At 63.8% G+C, this 18,370-nt stretch carries 20 protein-coding genes; 16 read left to right on the top strand and 4 right to left on the bottom strand.

The features are described 5' to 3' along the window. Positions 1–18 precede the first annotated feature (18 nt). From SO139_RS09655 to SO139_RS09715, 13 genes are all read left to right on the top strand, one after another. Positions 19–1,338 carry an ABC transporter substrate-binding protein gene (locus SO139_RS09655; RefSeq protein WP_449383527.1) on the top strand — a complete coding sequence of 440 codons (1,320 nt, stop codon included), beginning with the start codon at positions 19–21 and terminating at the stop codon, positions 1,336–1,338. A 63-nt stretch (positions 1,339–1,401) separates the two neighbouring features. Continuing rightward, complete coding sequence (locus tag SO139_RS09660) at positions 1,402–2,358, top strand: carbohydrate ABC transporter permease (RefSeq protein ID WP_449383526.1); 957 nt, start codon at positions 1,402–1,404, stop codon at positions 2,356–2,358. Further along, positions 2,351–3,274 carry a carbohydrate ABC transporter permease gene (locus tag SO139_RS09665; RefSeq protein ID WP_449383525.1) on the top strand — a complete coding sequence of 308 codons (924 nt, stop codon included), beginning with the start codon at positions 2,351–2,353 and terminating at the stop codon, positions 3,272–3,274. Before SO139_RS09660 ends, SO139_RS09665 begins: the two co-directional genes overlap by 8 nt. Before the next feature lie 66 nt (positions 3,275–3,340). Further along, a complete protein-coding gene (gene denD / locus SO139_RS09670) occupies positions 3,341–4,327 on the top strand; it encodes a D-erythronate dehydrogenase (RefSeq protein WP_449383524.1) in 987 nt (328 codons plus the stop codon). Between the two features lie 29 nt (positions 4,328–4,356). Beyond that, on the top strand, positions 4,357–5,334 hold the full coding sequence (locus tag SO139_RS09675; protein WP_449383523.1) for a sugar kinase: 978 nt from the start codon (positions 4,357–4,359) through the stop codon (positions 5,332–5,334). A 13-nt stretch (positions 5,335–5,347) separates the two neighbouring features. Continuing rightward, complete coding sequence (gene eda / locus SO139_RS09680) at positions 5,348–5,998, top strand: bifunctional 4-hydroxy-2-oxoglutarate aldolase/2-dehydro-3-deoxy-phosphogluconate aldolase (RefSeq protein WP_449383522.1); 651 nt, start codon at positions 5,348–5,350, stop codon at positions 5,996–5,998. Positions 5,999–6,075: 77 nt separating this feature from the next. Further along, complete coding sequence (locus SO139_RS09685; protein WP_498539960.1) at positions 6,076–7,245, top strand: acetyl-CoA acetyltransferase; 1,170 nt, start codon at positions 6,076–6,078, stop codon at positions 7,243–7,245. 120 nt (positions 7,246–7,365) lie between these two features. After that, the gene (locus tag SO139_RS09690) at positions 7,366–7,566 is read left to right on the top strand and encodes a hypothetical protein (RefSeq protein WP_027523764.1); all 201 of its coding nucleotides are present in this window, start codon (positions 7,366–7,368) and stop codon (positions 7,564–7,566) included. Positions 7,567–7,696: 130 nt separating this feature from the next. Beyond that, a complete protein-coding gene (locus tag SO139_RS09695) occupies positions 7,697–8,896 on the top strand; it encodes a CaiB/BaiF CoA transferase family protein (protein WP_449383520.1) in 1,200 nt (399 codons plus the stop codon). Positions 8,897–8,908: 12 nt separating this feature from the next. Next, a complete protein-coding gene (locus SO139_RS09700) occupies positions 8,909–10,045 on the top strand; it encodes a thiolase family protein (protein WP_474797061.1) in 1,137 nt (378 codons plus the stop codon). Continuing rightward, a complete protein-coding gene (locus SO139_RS09705) occupies positions 10,042–10,398 on the top strand; it encodes a Zn-ribbon domain-containing OB-fold protein (RefSeq protein WP_449382293.1) in 357 nt (118 codons plus the stop codon). The genes SO139_RS09700 and SO139_RS09705 overlap by 4 nt, the downstream gene beginning before the upstream one ends. A gap of 484 nt (positions 10,399–10,882) precedes the next feature. Beyond that, positions 10,883–11,410 (top strand): carboxymuconolactone decarboxylase family protein, encoded by a 528-nt coding sequence (locus SO139_RS09710; RefSeq protein ID WP_449382292.1) that lies wholly within the window; start codon positions 10,883–10,885, stop codon positions 11,408–11,410. A 26-nt stretch (positions 11,411–11,436) separates the two neighbouring features. Continuing rightward, on the top strand, positions 11,437–11,739 hold the full coding sequence (locus tag SO139_RS09715) for a nucleoside triphosphate pyrophosphohydrolase family protein (protein WP_449382291.1): 303 nt from the start codon (positions 11,437–11,439) through the stop codon (positions 11,737–11,739). A gap of 115 nt (positions 11,740–11,854) precedes the next feature. On the opposite strand, the gene glsA is transcribed toward SO139_RS09715, so the two are convergent. Beyond that, positions 11,855–13,702 carry a glutaminase A gene (gene glsA / locus SO139_RS09720; RefSeq protein ID WP_449382290.1) on the bottom strand — a complete coding sequence of 616 codons (1,848 nt, stop codon included), beginning with the start codon at positions 13,700–13,702 and terminating at the stop codon, positions 11,855–11,857. Between the two features lie 145 nt (positions 13,703–13,847). Further along, positions 13,848–14,075 (bottom strand): acyl-CoA carboxylase biotin carboxyl carrier protein subunit, encoded by a 228-nt coding sequence (locus SO139_RS09725; protein WP_449382297.1) that lies wholly within the window; start codon positions 14,073–14,075, stop codon positions 13,848–13,850. A 90-nt stretch (positions 14,076–14,165) separates the two neighbouring features. Here SO139_RS09725 and SO139_RS09730 point away from each other — a divergent pair, with 90 nt between their 5' ends. Next, complete coding sequence (locus SO139_RS09730) at positions 14,166–15,140, top strand: IclR family transcriptional regulator (protein ID WP_449382289.1); 975 nt, start codon at positions 14,166–14,168, stop codon at positions 15,138–15,140. Then, positions 15,070–16,629, top strand: a complete 1,560-nt coding sequence (locus SO139_RS09735) for an acyl-CoA carboxylase subunit beta (RefSeq protein WP_449382288.1) — start codon at positions 15,070–15,072, stop codon at positions 16,627–16,629. The genes SO139_RS09730 and SO139_RS09735 overlap by 71 nt, the downstream gene beginning before the upstream one ends. Before the next feature lie 51 nt (positions 16,630–16,680). On the opposite strand, the gene SO139_RS09740 is transcribed toward SO139_RS09735, so the two are convergent. Then, positions 16,681–16,965 carry a hypothetical protein gene (locus SO139_RS09740; RefSeq protein ID WP_449382287.1) on the bottom strand — a complete coding sequence of 95 codons (285 nt, stop codon included), beginning with the start codon at positions 16,963–16,965 and terminating at the stop codon, positions 16,681–16,683. Then, positions 16,965–17,636, bottom strand: a complete 672-nt coding sequence (locus tag SO139_RS09745; protein WP_449382286.1) for a PspA/IM30 family protein — start codon at positions 17,634–17,636, stop codon at positions 16,965–16,967. Before SO139_RS09745 ends, SO139_RS09740 begins: the two co-directional genes overlap by 1 nt. Before the next feature lie 193 nt (positions 17,637–17,829). On the opposite strand from SO139_RS09745, the gene SO139_RS09750 reads away from it, so the two are divergent. Next, positions 17,830–18,366, top strand: a complete 537-nt coding sequence (locus SO139_RS09750) for a LemA family protein (RefSeq protein WP_449382285.1) — start codon at positions 17,830–17,832, stop codon at positions 18,364–18,366. Positions 18,367–18,370: the final 4 nt, after the last annotated feature.

An 18,370-nucleotide genomic window follows, 5' to 3' on the forward strand; every position in this document is an offset into this window, starting at 1 on the left:
TTTCATTGGGAGGACGACATGCAAGACTTTACCCGCCGGGCATTGCTTCAAGGCGGAACGGCACTGGCTGCAACCGGCGCACTGACGGGACCTGCACTGTTCGAATTCGCGAAAGCCTGGGCGGCGGACTCGCCGTGGAAGGCCGAGCCGGGCGCCAAGCTGACCGTGATGCGCTGGAAGCGCTTCGTGCCGGCGGAAGACGATGCATTCAACGCGATGGTCGCGGCGTTCAAGGCGGCGACCGGCACCGAAATGAACGTGTTCAGCGAGTCCTTTGAGGACGTGCAGCCGAAGGCATCCGTTGCGGCCAATACCGGCTCGGGTCTCGATCTAGCCTGGGGCCTCCACACGCTGCCCCAACTCTTCCCGACCAAAGTGCTGAAGATGAACGACGTCGCCGATTACCTCGGCAAGAAGTATGGTGGCTGGACGGATGCGGCGGCCAAGACCTGCAAGCTTGGCGACGACTGGCTGGGCATTCCGGTGGCGACCAACGGCGGGTACATGACCTACCGCAAGTCGGCGACCGACAAGGCGGGCTTCAAGGAGTTTCCGAAGGACTTCCCCGGCTTCCTCGAGATGTGCAAGGCGCTCAAGGCGAACAACACGCCCGCGGGCTACGCGCTCGGGCATGCCAGCGGTGACGCCAATGGTTGGTTGCACTGGGTGCTGTGGGGACACGGCGCCTACACCGTCGACCAGAACGACAAGATCGTCATCAATTCGCCCGAGACCATGAAGGCACTGGAGTATTGCAAGGCGCTCTCCGAGACCTTCATCCCCGGGACCCCATCCTGGAACGACTCCTCCAACAACAAGGCGTACCTGGCCGGCGAGCTTTATTGTACCCTCAACGGCATTTCGATCTATGTCGCGGCCAAGACCGACCCCACCAAGAAGGAACTCGCCGAAGACACCTATCACGCGCTGCACCCCGTCGGGCCCATCGGCAAGCCGACCGAATTGCAGCTCGCTCTGCCGATCCTCGCCTTCAACTTCACCAAATACCCGAACGCGGCGAAGGCGTTCATTGCCTTCATGCTGGAGAAGGAAAACTACGAGAAGTGGCTGGATGGGGCGCAGGGTTACCTGACGCAGACTCTGAATGCGTATGAAAACGCGCCGGTCTGGACGGCCGATCCAAAGAACGCCGTGTTCGCGCAGGCATCCAAGCGAACCTTGCCGGCGTCCGGCATCGGTACGGTGGGCGAGAAGGCGGCAACCGCAATCGCCGACTTCATCGTCGTTGACATGTTTGCCAACTACTGCACCGGCACGAAGGACGCAAAGGGTGCGATTGCGGAAGCCGAACGGCAATTGAAGCGCATCTATCGCTGATGATCTCGACGCGGGCGGCTGTCTGGCCGCCCGCTCTTCGCACTCTGATCAGGGATATCGGGCATGGCTGATGTCGTAGTTGCTTCCCAAGCCAAGCCTCAGTTTCGCGAGGCCAGCGCCTGGGACCTGCTCAAGCACAATCGCAATTGGCTCGGCTTCTGGTTCATGGTGCCGGCCATGGCCTTCCTGATCTTCTTCCTGGCCTATCCGCTGGGGCTCGGCATCTGGCTGTCCTTCACCGACACCCGCATCGGCCGAGTCGGGCAATTCATCGGTATCGAGAATTATCAGTGGCTGTGGGACGACTCGATCTTCTGGCTGTCGGTGACCAACACGCTGCTGTACACGTTCGTGGCCAGCGCCTTCAAATTCGCGATCGGGCTCTATCTCGCGCTTCTCCTGAATGAGAATATGCCGTTCAAGGCGATGCTGCGGGCACTCGTCCTGATCCCGTTCATCGTGCCGACCGTGCTCTCGGCGCTCGCGTTCTGGTGGATCTTCGATTCCCAGTTCTCGATCATTTCGTGGTCGCTGAAGAATCTCGGGCTGATCAGCCAGAACATCAATTTCCTCGGCGATACGACCTGGGCGCGGATCTGCGTGATCTTTGCAAACATCTGGCGCGGCGTGCCGTTCGTGGCGATCACGCTGCTCGCCGGCCTGCAGACGGTGTCGCCCTCGCTCTACGAAGCCGCAACGCTGGACGGCGCAACGCGCTGGCAGAATTTCCGATACATTACCTATCCGCTGCTGACGCCGATCATCGCGGTCGTGATGACCTTCTCGGTGCTGTTCACCTTCACCGACTTCCAGTTGATCTGGGCGATGACCCGCGGCGGCCCGGTCAATGCCACCCATCTGATGGCGACGCTGTCGTATCAGCGCGCGATCATCGCTGGGCAGCTCGGCGAGGGCGCGGCGATCTCCAGTGCGATGATTCCATTCTTGCTTGCCGCAATCATGATCTCCTGGTTCGGCCTGCAGCGTAGGAAGTGGCAACAGGGAGAGAGCAATGACTGATCTTCCTGCATCGAAAGTCGATCTCAAGACGGTGCTGTCAACGCCGGCGCGCGCCGATCACAGCGAAGGCATGAGCTATCTCCAGTCGGTGCCGCGGCGGATCGTGACGCTGTATCTGCCGCTCACGATCATCGTCGTGGTCCTGCTGTTTCCGTTCTACTGGATGGCGCTGACCTCGGTGAAGCCGGACGAGCAGTTGCTCGATCTCGACAAGTACAACCCGTTCTGGACCTGGAATCCAACCTTCAAGCACTTCCACAAGCTGCTGTTCGAGAGCTACTACCCACACTGGCTCTGGAACACGATGTACGTGGCGGTCTGCGCCACCGTGCTCTCGATCATCGCATCGGTGCTGGCGGCCTATGCCATCGTGCGCTTGCGCTACAAGGGCGCCAATCTCGTCGGCGGCCTGATCTTCCTCGCCTACCTGGTGCCGCCGTCGATCCTGTTCATCCCACTGGCCACCGTCGTGTTCCAGTACGGCCTGTTCGACTCGCCGTTGGCGTTGATCCTGACCTATCCGACCATCCTGATCCCGTTCTCGACCTGGCTGTTGATGGGCTATTTCAAGACCATCCCGTTCGAGCTCGAGGAATGCGCGCTGATCGATGGGGCGAGCCGCTGGCAGATCCTGATCAAGATCGTGCTGCCGCTGGCAATTCCCGGCCTGATCTCGGCCTTCATCTTCTGCTTCACGCTGTGCTGGAACGAGTTCATCTACGCGCTGACCTTCCTGCAATCGACCAGCAACAAGACGGTGCCGGTCGCGATCGTCAACGAGTTCGTGGACGGCGACATCTACCGCTGGGGGTCGTTGATGGCGGGGGCGCTCGCAGGGTCGCTGCCGCTGGTTATCCTTTACGCCTTCTTCGTGGAGCATTATGTGTCGGCGATGACCGGCGCGGTGAAGGAATGATTGCGGGCCCGCCGTAGGAACGCGTCCGAACGGGCGCGTTGAAGATCAATAAGAAGGAGTAGGCTCTTGCACATTCTGGTTCTCGGCGCCGCCGGCATGGTCGGCCGCAAATTGTGCGAACGGCTGCTACGCGACGGCCGGCTCGGCAAAAGCGACATCACCAAGCTGACCATGCATGACGTGGTCGAGCCGAAGAAGCCCGAGAAGGCCGGCTTTGCTGTCGAGACGGTGTCCGGCGATTTTGCCGTTCCCGGAGCCGCCGAGAAGCTGGTCGCGGGGCGCCCCGACGTGATCTTCCATCTGGCCGCCATCGTCTCCGGCGAGGCCGAACTCGATTTCGACAAGGGCTATCGCATCAACCTCGACGGCACGCGGATGCTGCTCGACGCCATCCGCCTCGCAGGCGGCGGCTACAAGCCGCGGGTGGTCTTCACCTCCTCGATCGCGGTATTCGGCGCGCCGTTCCCGGATGCGATCGGCGACGAGTTCTTCCACACGCCGCTGCTCAGCTACGGCACCCAGAAGGCGATCGGCGAGCTGCTGCTCGCCGACTATTCCCGCCGCGGCTTCCTCGATGGCATCGGCATCCGTCTGCCGACCATCTGCATCCGCCCCGGCCTGCCCAACAAAGCGGCATCCGGCTTCTTCTCCAACATCCTGCGCGAGCCGCTGGCCGGCAAGGAAGCGATCCTGCCGGTTTCCGAGGACGTCCGCCACTGGCACGCGACGCCACGCTCCGCGGTCGGCTTCTTGCTCCATGCCGGCACAATGGACCTCGCTGCGGTCGGCCCGCGCCGCAATCTCACCATGCCCGGCCTGTCGGCGACCGTCGGCGAGCAGATTGCGGCCTTGAAGCGGGTCGCGGGCGAGAAGGTCGCCGCGCGCATCAAGCGGGAGCCGGATCCCTTCATCGTGGGCATCGTCGGCGGCTGGCCGCGCAATTTCGACGCGCGTCGCTCGCGCGAGCTCGGCTTCACGACCGCCGAGAAGAGCTTCGATGATATCATCCGCATTCACATCGAAGACGAGCTCGGCGGCAATTTCGTCGCCTGACGCAACCGGTGAACAGTGTGGGTCGAGTAATGGCGAGCGTTGCTTGCATCGGTGAATGCATGGTCGAGCTCCGGCAGGCCCAGGGAGGCGGACAGTCCGGCGGCCAGGGGCAGGGCGGCGGACTCTACGCGCGCGGCTTCGGCGGCGACACCCTCAACACCGCCGTCTATCTCGCGCGGCTCGAGGTCAAGGTCGACTATCTCACCGCGCTCGGCGATGACGCGCTGAGTGACGAGATGGTGACGGCCTGGGCTGCCGAGGGCGTCGGCACCAGGCGCGTCATGCGTCTGTCCGGCAAGCTGCCCGGTCTCTACATGATCCAGCTTGATGCCAAGGGCGAGCGGCAGTTCTTTCACTGGCGCGACAGCGCGGCCGCGCGCCGGCTGATGGATCTGCCGGAGACGGACGAGCTCCTCAACTCGCTGATGAGCTATGACATCGTCTATCTCTCCGCGATCACGCTCTCGATCTACGATCAGGCCGGGCGCGAGCGTCTGTTCGCGGCGATCAAGCGCGCGCGCCTGCTCGGCACCCGCTTCGTATTCGATACCAATTTTCGCGCCCGCGCCTGGCCCGATCGCGACGTCGCCCGCGCGGTGTTTGCCGCCGCATTCGAGGCCGCCGACATCGTGCTCACCTCGACGGAGGACCTGCTCGCGCTGTATCCCGGCGAGAGCCATGCCGAGCTGATGGCGCGCATCCCCACTCCCGAGCTGGTGTTCCGTCTCGCCGAACCCGTCAGCCTGCTGCGCTTTCCGGGCGGCACAAGCGAGGTGCGTGCCGAGCCGCTGACCAAGCCGGTGATCGACACCACCGCGGCCGGCGACAGCTTTGCTGCGGCTTACATTGCCGCAAGGCTCGCAGGTTCCGATCCGGTCGAGGCCGCGCAGGCCGGCCATCGCCTCGCGAGCCTCGTGATCTGCTATCCCGGTGCCATCATTCCGGCCTATGCCATGCCGCCGAAGAAGCGGCCCCGGCCGACGACCTCACGCCAAGCGACAAAGTGAAAATCGAAACGCAATGACCACGACTGCCAAACAGGAAAAGCTCGCCGCGCTGTTCAAGGCCGCGACCGTCATCCCCGTCCTCACCATCGAGCGTGTCGAGGATGCCGTGCCCCTGGCGCGCGCTCTCGTTGCGGGTGGCGTCAAGACGCTGGAGGTGACGCTGCGCACCTCCGTGGCGATCGAGGCCGCGAAAGCGATGATATCGGAGGTGCCGGAGGCGATCGTCGGCATTGGCACCATCCTCAACCCGGCCGACCTCGCGCGAGCCGAGAAACTCGGCGTCAAGTTCGGCATCAGCCCGGGCGGCACGCCCGATCTTTTGAAGGCTGCCGCCGACAGCGCGTTGCCCTTTGCGCCGGGAATAGCGACCGCGTCCGAGCTGATGCAGGCCCTGGCGTTCGGCTTCGATCTCGCAAAATTCTTCCCCGCGGAGCAGGCCGGCGGCATCAAGGGCCTGCGTGCGCTGGGCGGTCCGTTCCCCAATGCGCGCTTTTGCCCCACCGGCGGCGTTGGCGAGGCCAATGCGGCGACCTGGCTCGCCGAGCCCAACGTGCTTGCGGTCGGCGGTTCCTGGCTATGCCCGGCGGCGGAGATCAGGGCCGGGAACTGGGCCGGCATAACTGCCATCTGCCAGCGAACCCTCAAAGGCCTCAAAGCCGCGTGAAGTCTTGATGAACTCTTGGGCCCGATGGGCTAAGAATCGGGCAAGGGAAGACAAGAGAAGATCTGAGGAGAGTGACCATGACCGCCAGCATCGTCGGATGGGCACATACGCCGTTCGGTAAGTTCGACACCGAGACCGTCGAAAGCCTCGTCACGCGCGTCGCCAATGAGGCGATTGTGGATGCCGGCATCTCGGCTAGCGACGTCGATGAGATCGTGCTCGGTCATTTCAACGCCGGCTTCTCGCCGCAGGATTTTACCGCCTCGCTGGTGCTCCAGGCTGATCCGCACCTGCGCTTCAAGCCGGCGACCCGCGTCGAGAACGCCTGCGCCACCGGTTCGGCCGCCGTGCATCAGGGCCTGCGCGCGATCGCGGCCGGTGCTGCCAGGATCGTGCTGGTCGTCGGCGTCGAGCAGATGACGCGCACGCCGGGTCCGGAGATCGGCAAGAATCTGCTCAAAGCCTCTTACCTGCCGGAAGACGGCGACACCGTCGGCGGCTTCGCCGGCGTGTTCGGCAAGATCGCCAGCTCGTATTTCCAGAAGTACGGCGACCAGTCGGATGCGCTGGCGCTGATCGCGGCCAAGAACCACAAGAACGGCGTCGCCAACCCCTTCGCCCAGATGCGCAAGGATTTTGGCTTCGAGTTCTGCCGCGCCGAGAGCGAGAAGAACCCTTGCGTCGCCGGCCCGCTGAAGCGCACCGACTGCTCGCTGGTCTCCGACGGCGCCGCGGCGCTGGTGCTGGCTGATGCCGAGACCGCCAAGGGCATGGGCAAGTCGATCGGCTTCCGCGCCACCGCGCACGCCCAGGACTTCCTGCCGATGAGCAAGCGCGACATTCTCCAGTTCGAAGGCTGCACTGTTGCCTGGCAGCGCGCGCTGGAGAAGGCGCGCGTGTCGCTCGCCGACCTCTCCTTCGTCGAGACCCACGACTGCTTCACGGTCGCCGAGCTGATCGAATATGAAGCAATGGGCCTGACGCCGAAGGGGCAGGGCGCCCGCGCCATCAAGGAGGGCTGGACGCTGAAGGACGGCAAGCTGCCGGTCAATCCGTCCGGCGGGCTGAAGGCGAAGGGCCACCCGATCGGCGCCACCGGCGTCTCCATGCATGTGATGACCGCGATGCAGCTTGCCGGGCAAGCGCCCGAGGGCATGCAGATCAAGAACGCCAGGCTCGGCGGCATCTTCAACATGGGCGGCGCTGCCGTTGCCAACTACGTTTCCGTCCTGGAGCCGTTGAAGTAACCCGCAAGGGTGGGCAAAGGCGCGAATGCGCCGCACCCACCCTTCCTTGCGCTATGTCAAGGTAGCCACGTTTCGCTTCGCTCACCCTCCTGCTCTTGATTGATTTCCGGGGAATGCATCATGAGCAATGACAGCTCGCTATCACTAGACGAACTCAACGATCGTATCGCGATCCTCGAGGGCAATATCAGGCAACTCATCGAGCAGGCCGCCGCCGCATCCGGCGAGCAGAGCGAGGCGCGTATCGCCGATCGCATCAACCAGCAGAACGACGAGCTCGACCGGCTGCTCAAGATCCGCGAAGCCCGCCAGAAGAAATAAGCGCCGCGCCGCGCTCGCACGCGGCGCATGCGGCCATACGCCGGCCGCACTTGCTCGGGTCCCGCCGCTGCCGTTAGCTGGACCGAAATCGCGGGCCACATCTTGGCCCCCGCGCAATCGGGAGTGAACGATGGGGCCGCTAAAGGGCATCAAGGTCATCGACATGACGACCGTGCTGATGGGGCCGTATGCGACCCAGATGCTCGGTGACTACGGTGCCGACATCATCAAGGTGGAGTCGCTCGAAGGCGACGTCACTCGCCTGATCGGCCCGATGCGTCATGCCGGCATGGGCCCGGTGTTTCTCAACACCAATCGCAGCAAGCGCTCGATCTGCCTCGACCTGAAGAAGCCCGCGGGCCGCGACGCCGTGCTGCGGCTCATCAAGGATGCCGACGTTCTCGTCTACAACGTCCGTCCGCAGGCCATGGCGCGCCTTCAGCTCGGCTATGACGTGGTCTCCGCGATCAACCCGCGCCTCGTCTATGCCGGCGTGTTCGGCTTCGGCCAGGACGGGCCCTATGCCGCAAAGCCCGCTTATGACGATCTGATCCAGGGTGCCACCGCGCTGCCCGCGTTGATGGCACAGACCGGCGACGGCGTGCCGCGCTACGTGCCGAACGCGCTGGTCGATCGCATCGTGGGCCTCACCGCGGTCGGCGCGATCTGCGCCAGCCTCGTGCACCGCGACCGCACCGGGCGCGGCCAGCGCGTCGACGTCCCGATGTTCGAGACCATGGCCGGCTTCGTCATGGGCGATCACATGGGGGGACTCACGTTCGAGCCGCCGCTCGACAAGGGTGGCTACGCACGTCATCTGTCGCGCGACCGCAGGCCTTACAAGACCGCGGACGGCTACCTCAGCGTGATCGTCTACAACGACAAGCAGTGGCAGAATTTTTTCGAGGCGACCGGCCGCGACGATCTGCGCGCCGACAAGAGGTTTGCGACCTTTGCCGGCCGCGCCGCGAATATCGATTTCGTCTATGCCGAGCTCGCGCGCATCTTCGAGACACGCACGACCGCCGAATGGATCGAGCTTTTGACCAAGGCCGACGTGCCGGTCATGCCGATGCACGATTTGCAAACGATCCTGCATGACCCGCATCTGGAGGCGACCGGCTTCTTCCCGGTGGTCACCCATCCGACCGAGGGGCCCATCCGCAGCATGAAGGTCACCGCGACCTGGTCGGACACCGACGCCGAACCGTCACGGTTCGCACCGCGCCTCAACGAGCACGGTGCTGAGATCTTGAGGGAGATCGGCTATTCCGCGGATGAGATCGCGGCCCTGATACGCGACGGCGTGACCCGCTCGCCGCCGGAGTAGGGAGAGAGCGCCATGAGCTTCGTCACCGGCGTCGGGCTTACGCCTTACGGCAAGCACGAAGGCTCATCCTCGCTCGACCTGATGAGCCGCGCGGCCCAGCTTGCACTCGACGATGCCGGGCTGGTACGACCTGAGATCGACGGCGTCCTCTGCGGCTATTCGACGGTGTCGCCGCACATCATGCTGGCAACCGTCTTCGCCGAGCATTTCGGCATCCGTCCGAGCTACGCCCACGCCGTGCAGGTCGGCGGCGCGACCGGGCTCGCGATGACCATGCTCGCCCATCACCTGGTCGAGGCCGGCGTGGTTCGGCATGTGCTCGTTGTCGCCGGGGAGAACCGTCTGACCGGACAGAGCCGCGATGCCTCGATCCGGGCCTTGGCGCAGGTCGGTCATCCCGATTACGAGGTGCCGCTCGGCCCGACCATCCCCGCCTATTACGGCCTCGTCGCGTCCCGTTATATGCACGAGTACGGTGTGACCGAGGAGGATCTTGCGGAGTTCGCCGTGCTGATGCGCGCGCACGCCTGCACCCATCCCGGCGCGCAATTCCATGAGCCGGTCACGGTTGCCGACGTGATGGCATCCAAGCCCGTGGCGCTGCCGTTAAAACTCCTCGATTGCTGCCCAGTGTCCGACGGCGGCGCCGCGTTCGTGATCAGCCGCGAGCGGACAGGCGAAGCCGGCGTGCGGATCCGCGGCTGCGCCCAGGCGCATACCCATCAGCATGTCACTGCAGCTCCGGCGCTCAGTGAGCTCGGCGCCGAGATTTCGATTGCGCGCGCGAAACAGGCCTCAGGCTTTGCGATATCGGATGTGCGGTATGCCGCAGTCTATGACAGCTTCACCATCACACTTGCGATGCTGCTCGAAGACCTCGGACTTGCCGGACGCGGCGAAGCCGCCGCGCGCGTGCGGTCCGGATATTTCAGCCGCGACGGACGCATGCCGCTCAACACCCATGGCGGACTCCTCAGCTACGGCCATTGCGGCGTCGGCGGCGCGATGGCGCATCTGGTCGAAACGCATCTCCAGATGACCGGGCGAGCAGGCAATCGTCAGGTCCGCGACGCCTCGATCGCGCTGCTGCATGGAGATGGCGGCGTGTTGTCCTCGCATGTCAGCATGTTCCTGGAGCGGGTGCGATGAGCGCGCGAATTGCGGACTGGACCAAGGGCGAGGCGGCGATCGTCTATCAATGCTGCGGATCGTGCGGCGGCGTGCAGTATTTCCATCGCGCCTTCTGTGCGGCGTGTGGTGCGCCTGATCCGCGGGAGCATCGCGCGAGCGGCTTGGGCAGGGTCTATGCAACGACGCTCGTCTGCCGCGCGGCCACGCCGGAGTCGCGCGTGCATGTGCCCTACAACATCCTGCTCGTCGACTGTGTCGAGGGCTTTCGCATGATGGCTCACGGTGGGAAGGATCTTGCGATCGGCGACGAGGTCACCGCGCAGTTCGCTTCGTTTGCCGGGAAGCTCGTGCCGTTTTTCACCAAAGTTTAGCTACTGGTTTTCGTCATTCGGGGGCGGTCGAACGGACCGAACCTGGAACGGAATTCTGGGTCTGGTTACCGGGCCGCGCGCTTCGCGCAGTCCCGTACGCACCACCCCGGAACGACGAAATTTCTTTCAGCGCCCGTAGAACAATATGCTGGCGATGACGAGCATCGCCGTCACCGCCAGCATATGCGCGAACGCTTCCGAGGCCGCCCTCCTGGTGGCTACCTTCATGCGGTTTACTCCCTAGACTTGGGCGTGACTCATCGTTGCGCGCGCTGCGCAAACGACGGTCATATTTTTTACTCGGAACACCCCACCTCGAGTATTCGCTGCGATTTGTCCCCACGCGGCGAATATCGACGGTTGCAAGGTCGTTCAGCAATACGGCGGCAATTTGACTCGATGATGTTGCTCTTGCGTCGGTGCAAGAATAGTCTCGAGAAACTGCCGGCAAAAACCGCAACAAGACCAATACGCAAGGTGGCTGATGGCCCGTATCGACTACGCCGATCCTTCCAAGGCGTCCGAGCGCACGCGCGATATCCTGGCCAAGAATCGCAACGCCAATATCTTTCGCATGATGTCGCATTCGCCCGATTATTTCGTGCAGTACTGCCGGCTGGGCGGCGCGATCCGGAGCCGGGGCGAGCTTGACCCGATCGTGCGGGAGCTTGCGATCACACGGACCGGAATTCTCTGCGACGCGCCGTACGAAGTCATCGCGCACAGGCGCATCGGCAAGAATGTCGGCGTCACCGACGAGCAGAATGAGGCGCTCTCCGACTGGCAGGCGGCGACATGCTTTACCGAGACGCAGCGCGCGGCGCTCGCCTTTACGGACGAGATCGTCAAGCTGAACAAGCCGACGAACGCGACCTTCAGGGCAATCGCCGCAAAGCTCACACCGGGTGCGCTGGTCGAGTTGCAGCTTGCGGTCGGCTTCTACATCATGACGTCGAAATTTCTTGAGACGTTCGAGATCGACCTCCAGCCGGTGACGGAGGTCGTAGGCTGATCCGAAAGAACCGTTGAGGATTGCCGATGACAATCGATGAATATGCGGCCTGGGCCGCAACGGTTGCGAAAGTCGATGAACATCCGTCGAACGAGCGGTTGTCCTATCTCGGTCTTGGTCTCGCCGGCGAATCCGGCGAAGTCGCCGAGCACATCAAGAAGCTGCTGCGCGATAGTTGGCTCGATCAGGCGGGTCTCGTCGATGAGCTCGGCGACGTCATCTATTACTGGGCATGCCTGTGCGCGGCGACTGGCCAGAAGCCATCCGAATTGCTTGAAGCAAGCGCAGCCAAGGTCAACCGGCGCCTGCGTGAGGCGGCGAGCCGCTAGACGATTGCTTCCGTGCGACCAATCAGACGGACCTCTTCCTGAGGGGCCCCTCTGGAAGCGGGTGAGGCCGATGGATGGCGGCCGAGAAACACGTGCCCGACAATCCTGAGCAGCCTTACGTCGACGTCAGGATATCCACCTTGGTGTTGGCGACGATCAGCCGGTCGGCGAGGAGCTGTGCGAGGTTACGCATGATGCGCTCGCTGGCGTGCGGATGCTGCTGACGAAAACGCTCGAAATCCTTCAGCGGCACCTCGAAGGCGGTCGCCGCCATGTCGGCCAGTACATCGGCGGAGCGGGTCGATTCCAGCAGCGCCATCTCGCCGAAGGCCATCCCGGCCGTCAGCGTTGCCAGGCGAACGCCGTCGGGCAGCGTGACGTGCACGGCGCCGCTGCGCAGGAAGAACAGGGAATCGGCGGGATCGCCGGCCGCGACGATCTTCGCGCCGGTCTGATAGGTGCGGATCGTGCAGAGCGAGCCGAGGTCGGCTAACTCTTCCTCATCGAGGCCCGCAAGCAGCGGCTGCTCGACCAGTTCCGTGGTCTCGTGAAAATCGATCGCTCCGCCATAGCGATAGACGATCTGGTCTTCAGCCCATTCGATCGCGGTGTCGAGCAGGTAGAAGTCGCGAACGTTCTTCAGCGTTGCCGTCCATTCGCGAAGTGCGGTCCATTCCCGCGAGCTGCGCTGGACGCCGGAGAGGACCACGGTGACGTTCAGCGCCGCGAGATCTTCGAAGGCCTCCGCCACGAGCCGCGCGCCAGCGCGCGTCGTCGAGGTGACGCGGTGCAGGTCGAAGATCACGAGCTGCGGCCGCGGCTGCGCGGCGAGCCGCCGCGAGACGTAATCGACGGCCGAGAGCGACAAGGTGCCGACGAGCTCGATGACCCGGACCTCGTCCTCGTGCGCTGCGAGGATCTCGCGTTCCCCGAGGCGACGGACGCGGCGGGATGGGCTCTGACCGATGTGATAGTCCGCGATGATCGCGTTGCGTGCGTCGTCGCTACGGTTGAGCATGTGCAGGTCATAGTGAGAAGACAGTGCCTCGCAGACCTTGATGCCGCGCACGCTGTTGCCGTGCTTGTCGAGCTTCGGCGAATAGCTACCGAGGCCGAGCCGAGCGGGGAGGGCCGCGAGGATGCCTCCACCGACGCCACTCTTGGCGGGGATGCCGATCCGGTAGATCCATTCGCCGGCATAATCGTACATCCCCGACGACGTCATCACGGACAGCGTCCGCGAGATCGCGTAAGGTGTCATCACCTGCTCGCCGGTGACCGGATTGACGCCGCGATTGGCGAGCGTCGCCGCCATCACTGCGATGTCGCGCGCCGTGACGAGCACGGCGCATTGCCTGAAATAGACGTCGAGCACTTCAGCGACATTATCCGTGATGACCGCATTGGTCTTGAGAAGATAGGCAATGGCACGGTTACGGTCGCCGGTCTGGCTTTCGGACGTGTAGACGGACTCGTCGACATCAAGCTCGCGGCCGGCAAAGCGGCCGAGCGCCCTTCGGATCTCCTCGAACGCTGCCTCGCTCTTGCCCTCGTGGATCAGCCCGGTGCAGGCGATCGCGCCGGCATTGACCATCGGGTTGAACGGGTGGTTCTCGGCATTGAGCCGGATCGAGTTGAAGGGATCGCCGGAGGGCTCGACGCCGATCGCGCTCTCGACCCGCGCCGCGCCCAGCATGTCGAGCGCCAGTGCGAACACGAACGGCTTTGACATCGACTGGATGGTGAAGGGCACCCGGCTGTCGCCGACTTCGTAGACATGGCCATCCAGCGTCGCGAGACTGATGCCGAAATGGGCAGGATCGGCCTTGCTGAGTTCGGGGATGTAGTCGGCGACCGCGCCGGAGGGCTCCGCGGCGAATTCGGCGTGGCAAGTGTCGAGGAACCGCAGCAGAGGCGGCTTCGATTGTGTCCAGGCGCTGGCTGGCGATGATAGCGGTGTCATACCCTCCTTGTGCAACGCCATCAGGGCGCATGCAACCCGTCCGGAAGTGCGCTGAGCCGCCGGAAATTCGGTCACTAGCGACTCGACGAAAGATTTCGTCCTTCAGTTCGAGCAGATTGCCGCGATCGCGATGCTGATCGTGGCCTCAGCTCGCGATGATCGCGATCGCCTGGCCTTCGGCGACGACGTCGTCAAGCTTGACGAGGAGCGATGTGATCGTGCCTGCCGAAGGTGAGGGCACCGGGATCTCCATCTTCATGGCTTCGACGAATGCAACGTCGTCGCCATCCGCGACGCTTTTCCCAACTTCGACGGGAATCGCGCAGATGCGTCCTGCGACTTCCGTGACGATCTTAATTTCTGGCATGCCAATCGCCTTTTTGTTGTCGTCGCAAGATGCCTGAGGTAGCGTGTCCTTCAAGCGGAATTTAATTCCGCAGAGCGAAACACAGTGGTAGGGAACATGGGACGACGTTCTGAGCGGTTGAGTAGGCAAGGCGTGCTCGCTGGCGAAGCTGGCGAAAGTGATGTCATCCAGGTGGTATCGCGCGCATTCGATGTGTTGCGATGCTTCGAGGGCCACGAGGCGCGGCTCGGCAATCTCGAAATCTCCAACCGCTGCGGCCTGCCGCGCTCGACGGTGTCGCGGCTCACGCACACGCTGACGCGCATGGGGCAGCTCGTGTACCTGCCGCGCGATCAGAAATACCGGATTGGGCCGAGCGCGGTCGCGATGGGCGCCTCGATGATGAAGGGCGCGCAGCTGCGCAACCTCATTCGCCTGCGGCTAGAGGATGTCGCCGAGCAATTGCCGGGAACGGTGGGCTTCGTCATCCCCGATCGGTTCCATCTGGTCTATCTCGAGTTTGCCCGCTCGGCGAGCGCGCTCGGTTTGCACGAAGGAACCGGCAGCCGGATCGCGATGGCCTCGACCGCCGCGGGCGCCGCTTATACGGCGGCGCTGCAGCCGGAGATCGGCGATGCCCTGGTTGCGGAAATGGAGCGGGAGGCGCCGGAGGCGGCCCGGCTGCTGAAACCGCGCATCGAGGCCAATCGCCAGTTCCTGCGCGAGCACGGTTATGTCGTGACCTGCGGCCTGTGGAGCCCGCACATCAATGGCGTCGCGGTACCGATGTGGTCGCCGCAATATCAGACCGTCGTGGTGGTCACGATCGGCCTCCTGGCGGCGATGTATGACGAGGAGCGGCTGCACAGCGAGGTCGCGCCGCTGATGGTCAAGCTCGGCAAGGCGGTCGGCGACCTGCTCGAAGGCGCCGAGGGCGACTTCCTCAACAACCGTCTCGAGCGCAAGCCGATCGCGATGGCCGTGCGAAACAATAACAAGCCGATCGCGCCGGAGGGACTGAATGAACTGGAAGCCGGAACTCGACGAGCTCGCCCGGCGCGAAGCCTTCGCGCGGGAGATGGGCGGCGTTGACAAGGTCAAGCGACAGCATGACCAGGGCCGGCTGACTGTTCGGGAGCGTATCGACGGGCTGATCGACAAAGGCAGCTTTCACGAAATCGGTGCCGTCTCCGGCATCGGTGAATACGATGCGCATGGCGAGCTCAAGCATGTGACGCCGGCCAACTGCGTGTTCGGCCGCGCCAGGGTCGACGGCCGCACCGTTGTGGTGGTCGGCGACGATTTCACCGTGCGCGGCGGCTCGGCGGATGCGTCGATCTCCGCCAAGCCACTGATGGCGGAGGAGATGGCGCACGACTTCCGTCTGCCCATCATCCGCATCATCGAAGGCTCCGGCGGCGGCGGCTCGGTCAAGACGATCGAGACCAAGGGCGCGGCAAACCTGCCGGGCGGTATCGGCGGCACGCGCTGGTACCGCTTCACGACGGAGAACCTTGCGCGCGTGCCGGTCGTGGCGCTGGGGCTCGGTTCGGTCGCAGGCCTCGGCGCCGCGCGGCTTGCCGCCAGCCACTACTCCATCATGACCAAAGCGTCCGCGATGTTCGTCGCGGGCCCGCCGGTGGTGAAGCGGCTCGGGCAGGATTTGTCCAAGCAGGATCTCGGCGGCGCCGAAATCCAGACCCGCGCTGGCGCGGTCGATCATGCCGTCGAGACTGCGGCTGAGGCGTTCGCCTGCGCGCGGCGCTTCCTGTCCTATCTGCCGGCGTCGGTCTACGAATTGCCGCCGACGCTGCCTTGCCATGATGACCCGGAACGTACTGACGAAGGCTTGACGAAGGCCGTGCCGCGGAGTCGGCGGCAGGTCTACAAGATGCGTCCCATCATCGAGTCCGTCGTCGACAAGGGCTCGTTCTTCGAGGTCGCCAGCAATTTCGGCAAGCCGGTCATCGTTGGCCTCGCGCGGCTCGAGGGCAGGGCGGTGATGCTGCTCGCCAGCGATCCCTTCCACTATGGCGGCTCGTGGACCGCGGATGCCTGCCAGAAGGTGGTGCGCTGGGTCGATTTTGCGGAAACCTTCCATCTGCCGATCGTCTATCTCATGGATTGCCCGGGCTTCATGATCGGGCTGGACGCCGAGAAAGCGGCCACGATCCGCCACGGCGTGCGCGCCATGGCCGCGGTCAATCAGACCACGGTTCCCTGGTGCACGGTGATCCTGCGCAACGCCTTTGGCGTAGCCGGCGTCGTGCATCAGCCGGCCGATCGCTTCTCGATCCGCTATGCATGGCCGTCGGCCTATTGGGGCTCGCTGCCGCTCGAAGGCGGCATCGAGGCGGCCTATCGCGCCGACATCGACGCGGCCGAGGACAAAGTGGCGAAGCTGAAGGAGATCGAGGACCGCCTCAACAAGCTGCGCTCGCCGTTCCGCTCCGCCGAAAAGTTCTGGGTCGAGGAGATCATCGACCCCCGCAAGACGCGGTCCCTGCTGTGCGAGTTCGCGCGGCTGGCGGAGCCGCTGAGGACGCCGGGCCCGCCGGCGAACATGACGATCAGGCCGTGACGCAAAAGGCTGTTGCGCCACGGAAAACTTCGTTCTGACGGCGATTGAACTTTACTCGCCCCGCGCTTTCGCGAAAGCGCGACGGCCCCGCCAGAACATGAAGGCAGCCATCGCTCCAATGCCGATCAGGCTTGGAAAACTGCCCCCGAGGCCGGAGCCAATCGCGGCAAAGCCCCACATGATTGCAAAGAAGAAACAGATCAGGCCAATGACGGCCTGTCCGCTGCGACGCGCGACGCCGACGCCCGTGGTCGCGACGGCGGAAGCTGTGCGGATCGTTCTGACGGCTGCGCCTTCGTCGATCCGATCCCATGATGCTGGCGGTTTGCGGATCATCAGGCGGCCTGACCGGCTTTCAGCGCGGCCAGCCGCTCGGCCACCGTCGCGCTCTTCTGCATGCCATCAATCTCGGCGACGCGGTTGATCGTGCTGGCGTCGGTGCGAGTGAAACCTACGCCGCCGGCCCCGACCATGGCGCGATCAAAGGCCTGTTCGGCCGCATCGAGCTTCTTCTCTGCGGAGCGGTTGGGCTGAGCCGGGCCATCGCCGCCAAGCGCAGCCTGCTGCCGCGAAATCAGGAAGGCCTGCAGGGTGTCCTCCATCTGACGCTTGCGGGCGTGCAGCGCGGCGAGACTGTCTTCCAGACGCTTCTCCAGCTCACGCGCCTGTTCCTGCACGGCGTCCAGCTTCTTGGCCTGTGCTTCGAAATCGATCTGGCGGGACAACGCGGCTTCGGCCAGATCATCCCTCTGCTGGTTCACGGCGAACTGGGCCTTGGCGGTGAGCTCCTCGACACGCTCGCCGAGCATCTTCTGCTGACGGGCGGCCTGCAGCCGGCGCGCCATCGTGGATTCGAGCTCCGCTTTCACCTGATCGATCGCACGATCCGCCTCGCGGATCGCCTCGCGCATCACGGCATCGCTGCCGGCCTGCTCCATACGGTCGACAGTGTCCTCGACGGTCGCCGAGAGCAGACGGGACACACGCGCGAAAATCGATTCAGCCATGGACAAAACCCCTGTGTGAAAATCCGCGTCGAGTAGACACCCGATCCATTTAAGGTGGCCTTATGCTTTTCAGCAAATTTTAGCTGTTCTTTGCAACGTTTCCGCAACCGCCTGACGCTACCTTGGGATGCACCCCAAGGGAGAGCGGGTCATGCTATTGACGGTCATTTTTATTTGCCTGGCGACATTATTGATGACGATTGCGATACCTGCCTACGTCGCCTATGCGACGCATAATCGTCTGGTCGCGCTCGATCAGCGCTGCGAAACTGCGTTCGGCGACATCGACGTTCATCTCAAGCATCGCCACAATCTGATCCCGCCATTGGTCGAGACGGTGCGCGGTTTCGTCAAACATGAAAGCGACATTCTGCTCGGCGTTACGAAGGCCCGCGCCGAAGCGCTCTCTGCAGCCGGCCCGGACGTGCGGCTCAGCGCCGAGAACAATCTGACGCAAAACATCAACGCCCTGATCGGCATGGCCGAGCACTTTCCAGAGCTCAAGGCGTCCACCCACTTCGCCGAGCTGCGGCGCGAGTTCGTCGACGCCGAAAACCGCATCACCGCCTCGCGCCGCTTCTACAACCTCGCCGTCGAAGAATACGCCACCACGCTGCGCCAGTTTCCCGGCAGCTATATCGGCCGTCTGTTCAAGATGGACGCGCGCACGCCCTACGATCTCGGTATCGAACGCGTTCTGATCGACGAACCTCTCGCGGTCAAATTCTGATCGA

This window comes from Bradyrhizobium sp. UFLA05-89 (assembly GCF_059803475.1).